The following is a 16,859-nucleotide window of genomic DNA, read 5'->3' on the forward strand; positions in this document are numbered from 1 at the left end:
TGATTAATACTGTTTCCTGGTGACAGGAAACGCCAGGAGTGAGGAAACATTGCTGCTGCGGTCCGCGGTCGACAGGCTGAAGACAGCACTTCCTCGCACATGGACCCTCGACCTCGATCTCGACCCTGGGCGAGACGGCACGGTGACAGCGGTCGCCCCAGACGCCCGGCTCACGATCAGGACACCCTCAGGAGCCAGCGCCACCTTCACCATCGAGGTGAAGCGCGCATCCCGAGGGAGCGTCCGAGGCGCGCTGGAACGGCTGCTCCTGCTGAGCGACGGACAGCCGGCACTCGTCATCACCGACTTCGCCAACCCTGCGCTTCGGAAGCAGTGCGAAGAGCTGGGAATCGGCTACGTCGACCTCACCGGCTGGGTCTTCATCAGGAACGACTCCGCCGGGATCTTCGTCCGCACGCAAGGACCGGCGCGCCAGGCACCGCTCCCCGACGGACGAACCACCGCGACCAAGCGCCTGGACGGCCCCGGCGCGAGCAAGGTCGTCCGTGCCCTCTGGGACGTGACGTCGACGACGGGGGTCAGGGAGCTTGCACAGAGGGCTGGCGTGAGCGCAGGAACGGTGACGAAGGTCCTTCCGGCTCTGGCGGCGTACGGCGCCGTGACCCGCCTTCGCGATGGCGGGGTCACGGACGTCGACCGGCGCCTTCTCATGGAGCGTTGGACTCTGGACTACAAGATCTACCGGACGAACCCGGAGGTCCTCTGGCGACTGGCGCCACGCGGCCCGGACCTCGCTTACGCCGATCTGCTGGCGACCGACCTCGGCAACGACCCGACGGGACGAACGATCGCCTACACAGGCTGGCTGGCGGCCACCGTCTCTCTGCCCGAGGGCAACTATCCGGTCGTCCCGAACACCCTCCTGTCCATCTACTCCGCTGATCCCGGTGCCCTTGGCGACGACCTGGGGCTCAGGACAGCCTCGCCGCAGACTGCCAACGTCGTCCTCATCCGTCCTCGCGACGAGACACTCCTGACAGGGGTTCCGCTCCCCGTGCCAGAGCCCCAGATCATCGCGGATCTCATGACCATGGGTGGGCGGTACGACGAGCTCGCGACCCAGCTCAGCGAGGCTACGAGCGTCAGGACAGAGACACCGTGACGCGTTCTCCTGACGAGTACATCGTCGCCAGACGCACCCTGCTCGACGCCCTCGACGTCCTCTCCGAGCACACGGAGGCGATGGTGCTCGTGGGTGCACAGGCGGTGTATCAACGCACCGGAGACGTGCCCGGCACAGGCATCCCGATGACCACTGACAGCGATCTGGCCATCGACGCGGACCTCCTGGCAGACGCACCGGAGATGTCGGGCCTGCTCACGGACGCTGGCTTCTCCGCAGCATCGCAGCCTGGTCACTGGATCAGCTCGCACGGTATCGGCCTCGACCTCATGGGCGTTCCTCATCAGGTACCGCGCGTGCTCGTCGATCTGCGGGCTTCACGGGGCACGACAGATCGGTTGCCCGGGTCACCCCCGGTCTGGAACCGTCGTTGGTCGACTGTTCCCACATGACGCTCGGGAGTCTGGAGGACACCGATCCACGCACAGCACGGATCAAGGTAGCTGGACCGGCAGCCTTGTTGACTGCCAAGGTCACCAAGCTCCGGGAACGCCACGCTGATCATCTCCGGAGGCCTGATCGGCCTTCGCGCCTCAAGCAGAAGGACGTGCTCGACTGCTACCGCCTCCTCGTCGCCATACCGACGGAAGAGCTGGTCGAGGGGTTCGCCCGCCACAACCGCAGTGCCGAGGCACGGCAGGTGTCCAGGCACGCAGTCGACTTCCTTGTCCGTCAGAGCCGCCCCGGGGAGCACGCGCTCCTGACGGATCTGCTGTCCGAAGCCTTGCCCGGCGACCTCACGGCACCAGCAGCGTTCGGTGCCTTGGTGGAAGATCTCGAAGCGGCACTCACCAGCTCCGAGCGGCCCGGGCCCGGCCCGTCGGGCAGCTAAGGGCTGGAGGCTCAGCAGCTCGCGGAGGCGGTAGCTCCACGGTCACCCTCGGCGCCACTCGTAGGGGGTGGTCGTCGTCACCGCGACCAGCCCCGAGCGCTCCAGGACCGGCCGGGACGCGGGCGTGGAGTCGGAGTGGATCCAGCGGATTCCCTGAGCCAGCGCCGAGCGGGCCCGGGCGGCGGTGAGCGCCCGGTAGATCCCGCGGTAGCGCCAGGTCGGCAGCGTGGCGCCACCCCAGACCCCGGCGACGCTGCTCCCGAGGACCGGTTCGAGACGACCGCTGCAGACCACCGCGCCGTCGCTCTCGGCCACCCACATCTCCAGGTCGCCCCGCCCGGATCGCACCCGGCCGACGATCTCGGCCTCGATCCGCTCGGCCTCCCGCGGCGGGGAGGCGAAGACCTCTGCGGCACAGCGCACGGCGGCCCGCACGTCACCCTCCCTGGTGACCTGCCGGATGCTCACCCCGTCGGGCGGGTCCGGGGCGTCCACCAGGGCTGCGGCGGCCCCGAGCATGACGACCTCCGGCTCCTGCGGCAGCAGCCCGTGAGCGCGCAGCGCCTCGTCCAGGCCGGGCGCGTCGTCGTGGCCGCGGGTCTTCCACTCGATCTGCTCGATCTGCGGGTCGGCGCGGTAGCGCTGCACCACCTGCGCGACCAGGTCGCCGATGCCGGCGGCGTCGAGGCCGCCCAGGTCGCGGTAGGTGACGAAGCCTCGCTCCCCGCCGTACCACCCCATGAGCACCGGACCGACCCGCTCGACGCGGTCGGCCGAGGCCATCTCGCCCTCGCGCAAGGTCGCGTCGTAGAGCGCGCGCAGCTCCGCGGGCTCCATCTGCTCCCCCCGCTCGTCCGGCGTCACCCGCGAGACTCGGCCAGCAGGCGGGCGACGGTCCGGGGGATCTGCTCGGCGACGCCGAGCGCCCGGACCGGGCCGCCGGGGTTGGCCTGCTCGGCGGCCCGCCCGTGGACGTGGGCGGCCAGCGCCCCGGCCAGCAGCGGCGGCAGCCCGGCGGCGAGCAGGGTGCCGGCGAGACCGGCGAGCACGTCCCCGGCCCCGGCGGTGGCCAGCCAGGCGGGGGCGGCCGACTGCACGTGCACCGGGCCGCCCTCGGGGTCGATGACGAGCGTGGTGCCGCCCTTGAGCAGCACCGTGGCTCCGGAGGCCTCGGCCAGCGCACGAGCGTGCGCAACGGGGTCGGCGCGCACCTGCTCCCAGGTGACCTCGTCGCCGAGACGGGAGAGCATCCGGGCGCACTCGCCGGCGTGCGGGGTCAGCAGGGTGGGGGCCTCACGGGGGGCGGTGAGCAGGTCGAGACCGCCGGCGTCGAGCAGCACCGGCTCGTCGCCGTCGAGCGCCTCCCGGGCCTGGCGCAGCTGGGCCGTCGCCCCCTTCGCCCGGGAACGCACGTCGAGACCGGGACCGATCGCCCACGCCTGGACGCGGCCGGCGCCGTGCACCGCCTCGGGGACGGCCGCGCGCACCAGCGCCTCCGGGGTGGGGGTGCCGACGTAGCGGACCATCCCGGCGCCGGCGCAGACCGCGGCGGTGACGCTCAGCAGCGCCGCCCCGGTGTAGCCCTCGCCACCGGCGAGGACCCCGAGGACGCCGCGGGAGTACTTGTCGTCGGCGGCGTCCGGGACCGGCCAGAGGGCGGCGACGTCGTCGTCGTCCAGCGCGGCGGCCACGGGTTCGCCGGCGCTGAGGTCGAGGCCGATGTCGATGACGGTGAGCAGCCCGCAGGCGGCCTCCGTCGGCGGCAGCAGGTGCACCGGCTTCGGCGCGGCGAAGGTGACCGACTCGTCCGCGAAGACCCCGCCGGGCGCGAGGTCACCACCGCTGACCGGCTGCCCGGACGGCGAGTCCACGGCGATGACATAGGCGTCCTCCGGGATCGCGGCGACCCACGAGACGGCCAAGTCGGGCAGCCCCGAGCGGCCGCCGAGCCCGACGAGGCCGTCGAGGACGACCTCGGCGTCGGCGATGACGTCGAGCGCGTCGGGGTCCTCCCCGGTGAGGATGCGGGCGCCCTTCTTGCGGGCCTTGCGGGCGGCCTCCGCCTGGGCGGCCTGCACCTCAGGGTCGCGGCAGACCGCGGCGGCGTCGTAGCCGCGCTTGGCCAGCCGGGAGATCGCCCAGAGCGCGTCGGCGCCGTTGTTGCCGGAGCCGACGAGCGCCACCACCCGTCGCGCGCCGCGCTCGTCCATCCGGGAACGGGTCACCGCCGCCAGCCCCTTGGCCGCGCGCTGCATGAGCGTGCCGTCGGTGAGCAGCTCTCCGGTGGCCTCCTCGGCCGCGCGGACGTCCTCGGTGCCGTATGCCTCGATCACCCGACCGACGCTACCGGGCCTCGAGCAGCACGATGGCCGTCGCGATCCCCCCGTCGTGGCTGATCGAGACGTGCCAGTGCGTGCCGCCGAGCGCCTCCGCGCGCAGCGCGCACGAGCCGGTGACGACGAGCTCCGGCTGACCGGACTCCAGGCGCACCACCTCGGCCTCCTGCCAGCGCAGGTCGCCGGGCGAGCCGAGCGCCTTGGCCACCGACTCCTTGACGGCGAAGCGGCCGGCGAGGTTGGTCAGCGGCAGGTCGCGCTCCCCCTCGGTGAACAGGCGCTCGCGCAGGCCCGGCGTGGACTCCAGCCGCTCGCCGAGGCGGGCGACGTCGCAGACGTCGATCCCCACCCCGACGATCACGGCCGGCTCACTCGACGGTGACCGACTTGGCGAGGTTGCGCGGCTGGTCCACGTCCAACCCCTTCGCCGTGGACAGGTGCAGCGCGAAGACCTGCAGCGGCACCACGGTCAGCAGCGGCTCCAGCAGCGGGGACGCCTGCGGCACCCGGATGACCTCGTCGGCGAAGGGCACCACGTCCTCGTCCCCCTCCTCGGCGATGACCAGGGTGCGCGCTCCGCGGGCCCGGATCTCCTGGATGTTGGAGACGACCTTCTTGTGCAGGTCGTGCGGGGTGTCCGGGCCGGGCACGACGATGAAGACCGGCTGGCCGGGCTCGATGAGCGCGATCGGTCCGTGCTTGAGCTCGCCGGCGGCGAAGCCCTCGGCGTGGATGTAGGCGAGCTCCTTGAGCTTCAGCGCCCCCTCCATGGCGATCGGGTAGCCGACGTTGCGGCCGAGGAAGAGCACCGAGCGGGTGTCCGCCATGAAGAAGGCGATCTCCTTGACCCGCTCGGTGTCGTCCAGCAGCGCCTGGATCTTGTCCGGGATGCCGTGCAGCTCGGCCATCACCTGCTTGGCGTCGTCGGCGTAGGTCTCGCCGCGCAGCTGGGCCAGGTAGAGGCCGAGCACGTAGCACGCGGCGATCATGCCGAGGAAGGCCTTGGTCGAGGCCACGGCGATCTCCGGCCCGGCGTGCAGGTAGAGCACCGCGTCCGACTCGCGCGGGATCGTCGAGCCATGGGTGTTGCAGATGGCCAGGGTCTTGGCACCCAGCGAGCGGGCGTGCTTGACCGCCATCAGGGTGTCCATGGTCTCGCCGGACTGGCTGATCGAGACCACCAGGGTGCGCTCGTCGACGATCGGGTCGCAGTAGCGGAACTCGTGCGCCAGGGCCACCTCGACCGGGATCCGGGTCCAGTGCTCGATGGCGTACTTGGCGGTCATCCCGGCGTAGGCCGCGGTGCCGCAGGCGACGATGTAGATGCGGTGGATCTGGGAGAGCTCCTCCTCGCTGATCCGCATGTCGTCGAGCACGAGGCGGCCGTTCTCGTCGGTCCGCCCCAGCAGGGTGTCGCGCACGGCGGCGGGCTGCTCGTTGATCTCCTTCTCCATGAAGGTGGCGTAGCCCCCCTTCTCGGCGGCGGCGGCGTCCCAGGTGATCTCGTAGGTGCGGCCGTCGGCGGGGGTGCCGTCGAAGCCGATGACCTCGTAGCCGTCGGGGGTGATGGTGACGATCTGGTCCTGGTCGAGCTCCAGCGCGCGGCGGGTGTAGCCGATGAAGGCGGCCACGTCGGAGCCGAGGAAATTCTCCCCGTCGCCGAGGCCGACGACCAGCGGGCTGTTGCGGCGGGCGGCGACGATCCGCTCGGGGCAGTCGACGTGCACGGCGAGCAGCGTGAAGGCGCCCTCGAGCCGGTTGACCACCGCGCGCATGGCGTCGGTGAGGTCGCCGGTGCGCTCGTAGGCGGCGGCGACGAGGTGGGCGGCCACCTCGGTGTCGGTCTCCGAGCGGAACTCGACGCCCTGCTCGAGCAGCTCGTTCCGCAGGGCGTGGAAGTTCTCGATGATGCCGTTGTGCACCAGGGCGAGCTTGCCGTCCTTGCCGCCGCGGTGCGGGTGGGCGTTGCCGTCGGTCGGGCCGCCGTGGGTGGCCCACCGGGTGTGCCCGATGCCGGTCACCGCGTCCGGGACGTCGTCCGCGGCGAGGGCGTCGCGCAGGTTGACCAGCTTGCCGGCGCGCTTCTCGGTGAAGACGTCGTCCCCGGTGACCAGGGCGACCCCGGCGGAGTCGTACCCGCGGTACTCCAGGCGGGCCAGCCCCTCCATGACGACGTCCAGCGACTTGGTGCCGGCGCTCGGGCCGACGTATCCGACGATTCCGCACATGGCAGGGAATGCTAATGGGCCGGAGCCCCCGCAGCCGCATCGCCACCGTCGCCCCCCTTCACCACCGGGCCCAGCACCCGCTCCCCTGGCCTCCCCTCCCGCTCCCCCCGACCGACAGTCCTAGGAGTGTCGCCCTGGACCGGCCGCGCGCGCGGGCCCGGGAGACAGTCCTAGGACTGTCCGGTTCGGCGCGGGGAGACCGTACCTGCCCCGCCGAAGGGGGCACTGCGCAACAATGCCCGGGTGTCCGTCGCCAGCCCGGGAGCCCTGTCCTCCCCGTACGTCGAGCTCGACCGCAGCGACTGGGCGCGGCTGCGCGACCACCACCCGCTCGACCTCAGCGCCGCCGACGTCGCCCGGCTCAGCGGGATCGCCGACCCGGTCGACCTCGAGGAGGTCGAGGAGGTCTACCTGCCGCTCTCCCGGCTGCTGACCTTCTACGTCTCCGCCTTCACCCGCCTGCACCGGGTGACCTCGACCTTCCTCGGGGAGCACCCACCCAAGGCCCCCTTCGTCATCGGCGTCGCAGGCTCGGTCGCGGTCGGCAAGTCGACCACCGCCCGCATCCTGCGCGAGCTCATGCTGCGCTGGCCGGACACCCCGCACGTCGAGCTCATCACCACCGACGGCTTCCTGCTGCCCAACGCGGAGCTGGAGCGGCGGGGTCTGCTGCAGCGCAAGGGCTTCCCGGAGAGCTACGACCGGCGGGCGCTGCTGCGCTTCCTCTCCGCGGTCAAGTCCGGCCAGCCCGAGGTGGCCGCGCCGGTCTACTCGCACCTGACCTACGACATCGTCCCGGACGAGCAGGTCGTCGTGCGCCAGCCGGAGGTGCTCATCGTCGAGGGGCTGAACGTGCTGCAGCCGCCGGGGGCGCACGCGGACGGCCGGACCGGGATGGCGGTCAGCGACTTCTTCGACTTCTCCGTCTACGTCGACGCCGGGATCTCCGACATCCGCGAGTGGTACGTCGAGCGGTTCCTGCGGCTGAGGGAGACCTCGTTCGCCGACCCGCAGTCCTACTTCCACCGCTACGCGGAGCTGACCGACCAGCAGGCCCGGGCGCGCGCGCTGCAGATCTGGACGACGATCAACGAGCCCAACCTCGTCGAGAACGTGCTGCCGACCCGCAGCCGGGCGACGCTGGTGCTGCGCAAGGGCAGCGACCACCAGGTGGCCCGGGTGCGGCTGCGCAAGCTCTGAGCCGGCGCGAGCCTCAGTGGCCCGTCAGTGGACGAGCCTCAGCGGCCCGTCAGTACCAGTGCGGGTCCTGCTTGTTCCAGAACTCCCAGGCCTCGCACGGCGATCCGTAGGCGTCCTTGATGTAGGTGATCCCCCACTGCATCTGGGTGATCGGGTTGGTCTTCCAGTCCTTGCCGGTGGTGGCCATCTTGTCGGCCGGCAGCGACTGCGGGATCCCGTAGGCGCCGGAGCTGGCGTTCTCCGCGTCCCAGGTCCAGTCGCTCTCGCCGGTCCACAGCGACTGCAGGCAGCCCCACTGGTCGTCCTCGAAGCCGGCCTCGCGCATCAGCTCGACGGCGTAGGGCTTCGGGTCCTTCTGCACGGCCTCGACCCACTCCGGGTCCTTCGCCTGCTCGGCGTAGCTCTCGGCGAGGCTCTGACCCTCGGCGCTGCCGCCGCCCGGCAGGGTCTCGGCCTGCTCCCGAGCCTCGGCGGCGGCCTTCTCCCGGGCCTCCTTGCGCTCCTTGGCGGCCTTCGCGGCGCGGGCGGCGGCCAGCCGGTCCTTCTCCCGGGACTCGCTGCGCGAGGCGTTGACCTCGCGGCGGTCCGAGGACAGGCGCTCGGTGTCGGCGGGCGCCACGACGGCCTCGACCGGGGCGCTCGGGGTCGGCGAGACGGCGGCCAGCGGGGTCTCGCCCTCGTGGCTGGGCTCGCCGGTGGCCACGGTCGCACCGACGGTCGCCAGCATCCCCACGGCGAGGGCGGACCCCACGACGGGACGACGGATCAGCGCACCCGCGCGCTGCGCCCGGCCGGTGCGGGCGGACCCGCCGTGCCGGGACTGATAGGTCGTGCGTGCCACGTGGCCACCCCTGCGAAGACGTGCTCGATACGTACGGCAGCCACCCCGGGTCGGGGTGGCTGCGTTACCAGATCGAGATGCTAACTCACGCGACGACCTGCGACAACGCGAGGTCCACAGGCCGGAGACCGGCGCGCGCCGGCCGGGGACGACGGCCCCTGCGGACCTCGCTCCCCCGGCCAGCGGGCCGCTCGGCTCAGCCGATGTCGTGCCCCTCCAGGAGATCGGTCACCAGCGCCGCCACCGGGCTGCGCTCGCTGCGGGTGAGGGTGACGTGGGCGAAGAGCGGGTGCCCCTTGAGCGCCTCGATGACCGAGGCCACCCCGTCGTGGCGCCCCACCCGCAGGTTGTCCCGCTGGGCGACGTCGTGGGTGAGCACGATCTTGGAGTTCTGCCCGACCCGGGACATCACGGTCAGCAGCACGTTGCGCTCCAGGCTCTGCGCCTCGTCGACGATGACGAAGGCGTCGTGCAGCGAGCGGCCCCGGATGTGGGTCAGCGGCAGGACCTCGAGCATGTCCCGGTCCATGACCTCCTCGACCACCTCGGCGGAGACCAGCGCGCCGAGGGTGTCGTGCACCGCCTGGGCCCAGGGGCCCATCTTCTCCTGCTCGCTGCCGGGCAGGTAGCCCAGCTCCTGGCCGCCGACGGCGTAGAGCGGGCGGAAGACGACTACCTTGCGGTGCTGGCGGCGCTCCATGACCGCCTCCAGCCCGGCGCACATCGCCAGGGCGCTCTTGCCGGTGCCGGCGCGACCACCGAGGCTGACGATGCCCACGTCGGGGTCGAGCAGCAGGTCGAGGGCGATCCGCTGCTCGGCGCTGCGCCCGTGCAGGCCGAAGGCGTCCCGGTCGCCGCGCACCAGGCGCACCTGCTTGTCGGCACCGACCCGGCCCAGGGCCGAGCCACGCGCGGAGATGATCTTCAGGCCGGTGTGCACCGGCATCTCCGCCGCGCCGAGGTGCTCGACCCGGCCGGTCTCGTAGAGGGTGTCGACGTCCTCGGCGGCCATCTCCAGCTCGGCCATCCCGGTCCAGCCGGAGTCCACCTTCGACTGCTCGGCGCGGTACTCCTCGGCGTCCAGCCCGACTGCCGAGGCCTTGACCCGCATCGGCAGGTCCTTGCTGACGACGGTGACGTGGTGGCCTTCGACGGCGAGGTTCTTGGCGACCGAGAGGATCCGGGTGTCGTTGTCGCCGAGCCGGAAGCCCGAGGGCAGCACGGTGGGGTCGGTGTGGTTCAGCTCGACCCGCACGCTGCCGCCGTCCTCGCCGACCGGCACCGCCGCGTCCAGCCGGCCGGCCTGGATCCGCAGGTCGTCCAGCAGCCGCAGCGCGGTCCGGGCGAAGTAGCCCAGCTCGGGGTGGTGGCGCTTGGCCTCGAGCTCGGTGACGACGACGACCGGCAGGACGACCTCGTGCTCGGCGAAGCGCAGCACCGCCCGCGGGTCGGAGAGCAGCACCGAGGTGTCGATGACGTAGGTGCGGCGGGGCTCGTCCTGGGCGGGGAGCGTCACGGGCGGCTCGTCGAGGGCCGGGGTCGCGGTGATGGTGGTCTCCACAGCAGTTCCTCCTGCACGCCCGCGCCGACGAGGCGCGCGCGCCTCACTCTCGGTGCTGGTGCCGGGACCGGGCCTGCCGGCTGAGCCGGGGCCGGGTCCGACCCCTTCTCCGGAGCGAGATCTGCTCCATGCCGTGGGCCTCCCGGAACGGGGATGCGGGTGCGTCCCGTTGTCGGCGACAGTACGCGCCGGGCGGTCCGCGACGACCCACCGACCGGGCGTGTCGCCCGGTGGCGGCCAGAGTTCACGCCCCGGTCACGCCCGCGTCAGCCGCCGAAGCGGCGGTGCCGGTCGGCGTAGGAGCGCAGCGCCCGCAGGAAGTCCACCCGACGGAACTCCGGCCAGTACACCTCGCAGAAGTAGTACTCGCTGTGCGCGCTCTGCCAGAGCAGGAAGCCGGAGAGGCGCTGCTCGCCGGAGGTGCGGATGACCAGGTCGGGGTCGGGCTGGCCCTTGGTGTAGAGGTGGTCGCCGATGTCCTCGACGGTCAGGTCGCGGGCGACCTCGGCCAGGTCGGCGCCCTCGGCGGCCCGGGTCAGCAGCAACGAGCGCACCGCGTCGGCGATCTCCTGCCGACCGCCGTAGCCGACGGCGACGTTGACCACGAGCCCGTCGACCCCTTCGGTCATCTCGGCGGCCCGGCGCAGGGTCGCTGCGGTCTCCACCGGCAGCAGGTCCAGCGCACCGGCCGGGTGCATCCGCCAGCGGCCGGACGCGGCCAGGTCGGCGACCACGCCCTCGATGATCCGCAGCAGCGGGGTCAGCTCGTCCTGCGGGCGGCGCAGGTTGTCGGTGGACAGCAGCCACAGGGTGACCACCTCGACCCCGGCGTCCTCGCACCACTCGAGGAAGTCGGCGATCTTGGCCGCTCCCGCCCGGTGCCCGGCATCCGCGGCCGCGCCACGGGCCTTGGCGAAGCGGCGGTTGCCGTCGACGATCATCCCGACGTGGCGGGGCACCGCGGTGCGGCCCAGCTCCTTGACGAGGCGGCGCTCGTAGGCGGAGTAGAGCGGGTTGCGCACCGGTGGCTCTCCTTCACGTCGACGGGCCGCGGGCCGGCCCGGACCGCGGCGTCGGGTCGGCGCCCGGCGGGGCGACCCGAGGGCCTCCAACGTACCCCGCGTGATCCGCGCCACCCGAGCGGGCCGACCGCTCAGCGCTCGGACAGGTCACACTCATGGGCAACTTACGGGTCCGTAGGTTACCGTCGTGGGTATGGAGTCCCCCCGTGCCGAGATGAGCCACCTGGCCCACGAGGTCGGCGAGCACGTCGAGCAGGTCGTCGACGCGGTCAAGCCGCACCTGCGCGGCTGGCTGCACCTGGTGATGGCCCCGCTGGTCATCGTCGGCGGCAGCATCCTCATCGGCACGGCCGCCACCGGCACCGGACAGGTCGCCGCCCTGGTCTTCACCATCACCGCGGCGCTGCTCTTCTCCACCTCGGCGCTCTACCACCGGGGTCGGTGGTCCAGCCGGACCGACGCCATCCTGCGGCGCTGGGACCACGCCAACATCTTCCTCATCATCGCCGGCAGCTACACCCCCTTCGGCCTGCTGCTGCCGCGCACCGAGGCGATCACCCTGCTGGCGATCGTCTGGTCCGGGGCCATCGCCGGGGTGCTCTTCCGGGTGCTGTGGATCAGCGCGCCGCGCTGGCTGTACGTGCCGATCTACCTGGCGCTCGGCTGGGTGGCGGTCTTCTACATCAAGCCGCTGCTGGAGCACGGCGGAGGGACGATCGTCACGCTGATCGTCGCCGGCGGGGTCTTCTACACGGCCGGCGCGATCGTCTACGGCACGAAGCGGCCGAACCCCTCACCGCGCTGGTTCGGCTTCCACGAGATCTTCCACGCCTGCACGATCCTGGCCTTCGTCTCACACTTCGCCGCGGCCGCGCTCGCCCTCTCCGCGCCGGTCGGGCTCACCGGCTGAGCCGGGCTCGGTGCCAGGGGCACGCTGCCCCGGGTCGGCTCCGGCCTGCTGCTCGCGCTGCCGCTGCTCGTCGGCCAGCCGCATCCGGCGCAGCCTGGTGAACATGCTGCGCATGAGCAGCCACAGCGCCACGGCCAGGAAGAAGAAGGCGACGAAGGCCCACCAGCCGGGGCCGATCTCGGTGCTCGGCCCGGTCATCGGGGCATCTCCACGGTCGGCTCCACCCGGTCGTCGATGACCAGCTCGGGCCGGGAGCGCGCCAGGGCGTCCGCCTGCGCCGGGTCGATGCCGGCGAAGAGGTCGCGCTCGTCGTCGTCGGTCGCCACGTAGGACATCGCCAGCTCGTACTCCTCGATCGGCCAGATCTCGGCCTGCAGCTCGTTGGAGACGGCGAAGAAGGCGCCCTTCGGGTCCACCTGGGTGGCGTGCGCGCGCAGCGCGTCGTCCCGCCGGGAGAACCACGGGGCGACGTCCACCCGGGTGGTCACCCGGCGGTCCGGGCGGTCCCCGCGGCGCTCCAGCCACTCCGCGAAGGGGGACTCCTGACCGCGCTCGGTGAGCGCCGCGTGGAAGGCCTCGAGCCGGGCCTTGGAGAACCCGCCGTTGTAGTAGAGCTTGAGCGGCTGCCAGGGCTCGCCCGCGTGCGGGAAGGCCTCCGGGTCGCCGGCGGCGAGGAAGGCGGCGACGCTGACCCGGTTGGTCATGATGTGGTCCGGGTGCGGGTAGCCGCCGTTCTCGTCGTAGGTGGTCATCACGTGCGGTCGGAAGCGACGGATCTCGCGGACCAGCGCCTCGCTGGTGACCTCCAGCGGCTCCAGCCCGAAGCAGCCGGTCGGCAGCGGCGGGCGCGGGTCGCCCTCCGGCAGCCCGGAGTCGACGAAGCCCAGCCAGGTGTGCTGCACGCCGAGGATCTCCTGCGCCTTCGCCATCTCCTCGCGGCGCACCTGGACGATGTCCCGCAGGATGTGCGGGTCGTCCTTGAGGGCCGGGTTGAGGATGTCCCCGCGCTCGCCGCCGGTGCAGGAGACGACCAGCACCTCGTGACCGTGGTCGACGTAGCGGGCCATCGTCGCCGCACCCTTGCTCGACTCGTCGTCGGGGTGGGCGTGCACAGCCATGAGCCTGAGCGCATCCACTGCTGAGATCCTCCACGGGTCGTCGGGCGAGCGCGACCCGGTCGGGGTGCCCGGCTCGCCGTCACGGACAATGGATCTCATCCTCTCACCGCGGGCGGACAGCGCCTGCACCGAGCCCGACGACCAGGGGCGTGCATGACCAGCCAGCCGGGGTCCTCCGCGGCCGAGCCGCCGGACCAGGAGCCGTCGGACCAGGAGCCGTGGGACGCGGAGGCCGAGGAGGCCGCCCTCGACCGGGCACGTCCGGCCCGCCGGAGCACCGACCGCCGCTGGTGGATCGTCGGTGGGGTGCTCCTCACGGCGGTGGTGGCAGTCATGGTGTGGTTCGGCCTGTCCGCGACCCAGGGCAGCGTGACCGCCGAGGTCATCACCTATGAGCCCGGGGAGCGCGAGACGTCGGTGACCTTCGAGGTGACCCGGCCCGAGGGCGAGGCGGTCAGCTGCACCCTGGAGGTCGTCGACGGCCAGCACGCCAGCGTCGGCCGTCGCGACGTGACCATCCCGGCCGGCCCCTCCCCCACCCGGACGAGCGCCGTCGTGCGCACGACCACCCCGGGCAGCAACGTCGACGAGCCGGAGTGCCGCCTCACCGGCTGATCGCCCACCTGTCGTGAGCGGCACCCGACAGCGAGCGCGGCGTCAGGCGTTGCGCCTCGGTGGAGGTGATACGCCCGGGTGGAGGTGAACCCACGCGCCCCGGCGCGTCCGGATACCTCCACCGAAGGGAGGCACCAGCCCGGTGGAGGTGAACCCACGCGCCCCAGCGCGTCCAGATACCTCCACCCGAGCCTGATACCTCCACCGAGACCGGCGAAGGGCGCGTCCGCCGAGTGGCCGGAGCGGGGTCGGGTGCCCCCTTCGCCCTCCTTCGCCGCCCACCTTCCCGCCTTCGGACCTGCGTCCGGCGCTCCGGTCCGTTAAACTGGGCGCTTCGCACGTGATCGAGGGTCTGGGCCGCTTGGTCCAGACCCCTTGTGCATGGGGGCGCTGATCGCCCGTCGTGCACGTCCGCACCACCCGCGACACCGGACATCGGTCCGGGTCGCGGCGCTACCCCGAGGAGTTCCAGTGAGCCAGACCGCGCCGGCCGGGTCGTACCTGACCCAGGATGCCTACGACCGCCTGCAGCAGGAGCTGACCGAGCTCTCCGGACCGGGCCGGGTCGAGATCGCCAAGCGGATCGAGGCCGCCCGGGAGGAGGGCGACCTCAAGGAGAACGGCGGGTACCACGCGGCCAAGGAGGAGCAGGGCAAGATGGAGGCCCGCATCCGCCAGCTGAAGCAGATCCTGGAGAACGCCACGGTCGGCGAGGCCCCGGCGGACGACGGCATCGCCGAGCCCGGGATGGTCGTGACCGTCGAGATGTTCGGCGACGAGGAGACCTTCCTGCTCGGCTCCCGCGAGATCGCCGACGGCAGCGACGACATCGACGTCTACTCCGAGCAGTCCCCGCTGGGCGCGGCCATCAACGGCAAGCGGGTCGGCGAGACCGTCAGCTACGAGGCCCCCAACGGCAAGACCATCGAGGCGAAGATCGTCTCGGCCAAGCCCTACGAGGTCTGAGCCAGCACGAGGGCTGATCAGGCCCGAGGTCTGCGGACCGCACGCCTGCCGACGGGGGCCCGCACCGGTCGGTGCGGGCCCCCTTCGGCGTGCGGGTGCTGCGGCGGTGCGGTCAGGCGCCGCCGCCGCTGACGTCGAAGCGGTCCAGCCCGAGCCAGCCCCCGACGTCCCCGCCGAGGCTGCTCGCCCCGGAGACCAGGTCGTGCGGGACGACGACCGACGTCTGGGTGCTCTCCCCGGCGCCGGGCCCCGGGTCGGTGGCGGGTGCAGCCTGCGCCTCAGCCGCACCAGCGGCGTCTGCTGCCGAAGAGCCCGGATCGGTGGGCAGCATCTGAGCCGCGGGCGCGTCGCCGCTGCCGGCATCCGCTGCGGCGGCCAGCTCGACCTGCTCGAAGGCCGCGCCCTCACCACTGCTGGCGTCCGTCCCGGCCCCCGCCTCGACCTGCTCGAAGGCGGCACCTTCGCCACTGCGTGCGTCCGTCCCGGCCCCCGCCTCGACCTGCTCGAAGGCGGCACCCTCGCCACCGGCACCCGCCGCATCCGCGCCAGGGGCCGCCTCGACCCGCTCGAAGGCCGCGCCCTCGCCCCCTTCGGCGGGCGGCACCTGCGCGAAGGCCAGCTCGCCGCCCTCGGCGTAGGGCTCCGCGGTCGGCAGCCCGCCGGTGGTGAGCTCGCCGCCCTCGGCATGCGGCTCTGCGGTCGGCAGCGCCTCGGTGAGCAGCTCCCCGCCGCCGATCCCGGGCTGGGTCCACAGCGCGTCCGACGGCTGGAAGCCGGTCTCCACCGGCACCCGCTGGAAGGCCACGCCCTCGGGGCTGGCCGTCGTCCCCTCCGCCGTCGGGCGCAGCACCCCGCCCTCGCCCTGCGCAGAGCTCGCCGGACCGGCCCCGCCGGTGGGCTGCAGGCTGAGCCCGGAGCCGTCGCCGCCGTGGCGGAGCGCGCCGCCCCCGCCGTGGGCGCCGCCGGCGGAGGGACCACCGGACGAGCCGCGCTGGCTGTCCGCCTCGTGGTTGAGCTTGCGGCTGTAGGTGCGCAGCGAGTCCTCGGCGTCGTCGATCTGCCGGTGCGCCGCCCGCCACTCCTTGCTGAACTCCTCGAAGTCGGGGCCGTCCCACAGCGCCCGCAGCTTCTCCAGCAGGGCAGAGCCGCGGCCGCCGACGTCGTGCATGCGCTCGCTCTGCCGACGCAGGCTGACGGCGATCTCGTCGAGCTGATCGACGTCCGCGCCGTGCGTGACGCGCTGAGGCATGCACCCTCCCTTCCTCGTGGGTGCTCTCAGGGTACGGAGAGGCCGCTGCGGCCAACAATGGGGAGCGCTCCCCTGCACAGCCGGCTGTCAGGTGGGAGTGCTTCAATCGAGGTATGTTCGGACTGCGCTCCCACCCCCCGATGCCGACCGCCGAGACGGCGCTGCGTGGCCGTCCCGAGCGCCTCGTCGACGTCCCCACCACCCACCGCGTGCTCGGTACCCCGCTGGAGGGACCCTGGCCCGAGGGCACCGAGGTGCTCTACGTGGCGATGGGCTGCTTCTGGGGCGCCGAGCGGATCTTCTGGCGGATGCCCGGGGTGGTGACCACGGCCGCCGGATACATGGGCGGCTTCACCGAGAACCCGACCTACGAGGAGACGTGCACCGGGCTCACCGGGCACACCGAGTCGGTCCTGGTCGCCTACGACCCCGAGCAGACCCGCCCCGAGCTGCTGCTCAAGGCCTTCTGGGAGAACCACGACCCGACCACCGCCAACCGGCAGGGCAACGACGTCGGCACCCAGTACCGCTCGGCGGTCTACTGGACGACGCCGGGGCAGCAGGCAGCACTGGAGGCGACCGCGGCCGCCTTCGGCGAGGAGCTGGCGAAGGGGGGCCACGGCCAGATCACCACGGAGATGCGACCGGCGAGCGAGGTCGGCCCCTTCTACTACGCCGAGCCCTTCCACCAGCAGTACCTCGACGCCAACCCGGCCGGCTACTGCAACCACGGGCCGAACGGGCTGACCTGCCCCGTCGGTGTGGCGAACCTGCCCGCACAGACGGACGTCGAGCCGCCGCGCTGAGCCTCGCCACGGGTGGGGGCGGGCGGTTCGT

At 72.6% G+C, this 16,859-nt stretch carries 18 protein-coding genes; 8 read left to right on the forward strand and 10 right to left on the reverse strand.

All coding sequences use genetic code 11. The features are described 5' to 3' along the window. Nucleotides 1-19: 19 nt before the first annotated feature. From BJY28_RS01325 to BJY28_RS01335, 3 genes are read left to right on the forward strand one after another with little or no spacing between them, the layout of a single operon-like run. On the forward strand, nt 20-1,123 hold the full coding sequence (locus BJY28_RS01325; RefSeq protein WP_179461413.1) for a hypothetical protein: 1,104 nt from the start codon (nt 20-22) through the stop codon (nt 1,121-1,123). Continuing rightward, a complete protein-coding gene (locus BJY28_RS01330) occupies nt 1,120-1,536 on the forward strand; it encodes a hypothetical protein (RefSeq protein ID WP_179461414.1) in 417 nt (138 codons plus the stop codon). Before BJY28_RS01325 ends, BJY28_RS01330 begins: the two co-directional genes overlap by 4 nt. Then, nucleotides 1,533-1,976, forward strand: a complete 444-nt coding sequence (locus BJY28_RS01335; protein WP_179461415.1) for a hypothetical protein — start codon at nt 1,533-1,535, stop codon at nt 1,974-1,976. Before BJY28_RS01330 ends, BJY28_RS01335 begins: the two co-directional genes overlap by 4 nt. 42 nt (nt 1,977-2,018) lie before the next feature. Here the strand turns inward: BJY28_RS01335 and BJY28_RS01340 are convergent, their stop codons facing one another. The 4 genes from BJY28_RS01340 to glmS are packed head-to-tail and all read right to left on the reverse strand — an operon-like array spanning nt 2,019 to nt 6,540. After that, a complete protein-coding gene (locus tag BJY28_RS01340) occupies nt 2,019-2,840 on the reverse strand; it encodes a GNAT family N-acetyltransferase (RefSeq protein ID WP_343036903.1) in 822 nt (273 codons plus the stop codon). Continuing rightward, nucleotides 2,837-4,309, reverse strand: a complete 1,473-nt coding sequence (locus BJY28_RS01345; RefSeq protein ID WP_179461416.1) for an NAD(P)H-hydrate dehydratase — start codon at nt 4,307-4,309, stop codon at nt 2,837-2,839. Before BJY28_RS01345 ends, BJY28_RS01340 begins: the two co-directional genes overlap by 4 nt. Nucleotides 4,310-4,319: 10 nt before the next feature. Beyond that, a complete protein-coding gene (locus BJY28_RS01350) occupies nt 4,320-4,673 on the reverse strand; it encodes a holo-ACP synthase (RefSeq protein WP_179461417.1) in 354 nt (117 codons plus the stop codon). 7 nt (nt 4,674-4,680) lie between these two features. Next, nucleotides 4,681-6,540 carry a glutamine--fructose-6-phosphate transaminase (isomerizing) gene (glmS, locus tag BJY28_RS01355; RefSeq protein WP_179461418.1) on the reverse strand — a complete coding sequence of 620 codons (1,860 nt, stop codon included), beginning with the start codon at nt 6,538-6,540 and terminating at the stop codon, nt 4,681-4,683. A 243-nt stretch (nt 6,541-6,783) separates the two neighbouring features. Between glmS and coaA the strand changes: the two genes are divergently transcribed. Further along, nucleotides 6,784-7,740: a type I pantothenate kinase gene (gene coaA, locus BJY28_RS01360; protein ID WP_179461419.1), complete on the forward strand. Its 957-nt coding sequence runs from the start codon at nt 6,784-6,786 to the stop codon at nt 7,738-7,740. A 49-nt stretch (nt 7,741-7,789) separates the two neighbouring features. On the opposite strand, the gene BJY28_RS01365 is transcribed toward coaA, so the two are convergent. From BJY28_RS01365 to BJY28_RS01375, 3 genes are all read right to left on the reverse strand, one after another. Next, nucleotides 7,790-8,581 carry an aggregation-promoting factor C-terminal-like domain-containing protein gene (locus tag BJY28_RS01365; RefSeq protein WP_179461420.1) on the reverse strand — a complete coding sequence of 264 codons (792 nt, stop codon included), beginning with the start codon at nt 8,579-8,581 and terminating at the stop codon, nt 7,790-7,792. 196 nt (nt 8,582-8,777) lie between these two features. Further along, the gene (gene phoH2, locus BJY28_RS01370; RefSeq protein WP_343037155.1) at nt 8,778-10,097 is read right to left on the reverse strand and encodes an RNA 5'-3' helicase PhoH2; all 1,320 of its coding nucleotides are present in this window, start codon (nt 10,095-10,097) and stop codon (nt 8,778-8,780) included. Nucleotides 10,098-10,408: 311 nt separating this feature from the next. After that, nucleotides 10,409-11,164, reverse strand: a complete 756-nt coding sequence (locus BJY28_RS01375; RefSeq protein ID WP_179461422.1) for an isoprenyl transferase — start codon at nt 11,162-11,164, stop codon at nt 10,409-10,411. Nucleotides 11,165-11,357: 193 nt separating this feature from the next. Between BJY28_RS01375 and trhA the strand changes: the two genes are divergently transcribed. Beyond that, complete coding sequence (gene trhA / locus BJY28_RS01380) at nt 11,358-12,074, forward strand: PAQR family membrane homeostasis protein TrhA (protein ID WP_179461423.1); 717 nt, start codon at nt 11,358-11,360, stop codon at nt 12,072-12,074. Here the strand turns inward: trhA and BJY28_RS01385 are convergent. Beyond that, entirely contained in the window at nt 12,018-12,272 is a 255-nt protein-coding gene (locus tag BJY28_RS01385; protein ID WP_179461424.1) for a hypothetical protein, read from the reverse strand. The genes trhA and BJY28_RS01385 overlap by 57 nt on opposite strands. After that, nucleotides 12,269-13,192: a mycothiol conjugate amidase Mca gene (gene mca / locus BJY28_RS01390; RefSeq protein ID WP_179463870.1), complete on the reverse strand. Its 924-nt coding sequence runs from the start codon at nt 13,190-13,192 to the stop codon at nt 12,269-12,271. Before mca ends, BJY28_RS01385 begins: the two co-directional genes overlap by 4 nt. 153 nt (nt 13,193-13,345) lie before the next feature. Between mca and BJY28_RS01395 the strand changes: the two genes are divergently transcribed. Beyond that, the gene (locus BJY28_RS01395; RefSeq protein WP_179461425.1) at nt 13,346-13,807 is read left to right on the forward strand and encodes a DUF4307 domain-containing protein; all 462 of its coding nucleotides are present in this window, start codon (nt 13,346-13,348) and stop codon (nt 13,805-13,807) included. Between the two features lie 471 nt (nt 13,808-14,278). Next, nucleotides 14,279-14,773, forward strand: coding sequence for a transcription elongation factor GreA (gene greA, locus BJY28_RS01400; RefSeq protein WP_179461426.1), 495 nt, complete (start codon nt 14,279-14,281; stop codon nt 14,771-14,773). A gap of 112 nt (nt 14,774-14,885) precedes the next feature. On the opposite strand, the gene BJY28_RS01405 is transcribed toward greA, so the two are convergent. Continuing rightward, complete coding sequence (locus BJY28_RS01405; RefSeq protein WP_179461427.1) at nt 14,886-16,022, reverse strand: WXG100 family type VII secretion target; 1,137 nt, start codon at nt 16,020-16,022, stop codon at nt 14,886-14,888. A 113-nt stretch (nt 16,023-16,135) separates the two neighbouring features. Here BJY28_RS01405 and msrA point away from each other — a divergent pair, with 113 nt between their 5' ends. Further along, nucleotides 16,136-16,828: a peptide-methionine (S)-S-oxide reductase MsrA gene (msrA, locus tag BJY28_RS01410; RefSeq protein ID WP_179461428.1), complete on the forward strand. Its 693-nt coding sequence runs from the start codon at nt 16,136-16,138 to the stop codon at nt 16,826-16,828. Nucleotides 16,829-16,859: the final 31 nt, after the last annotated feature.

The organism is Janibacter alkaliphilus (genome assembly GCF_013408565.1).
GTDB lineage: Bacteria > Actinomycetota > Actinomycetes > Actinomycetales > Dermatophilaceae > Janibacter > Janibacter alkaliphilus.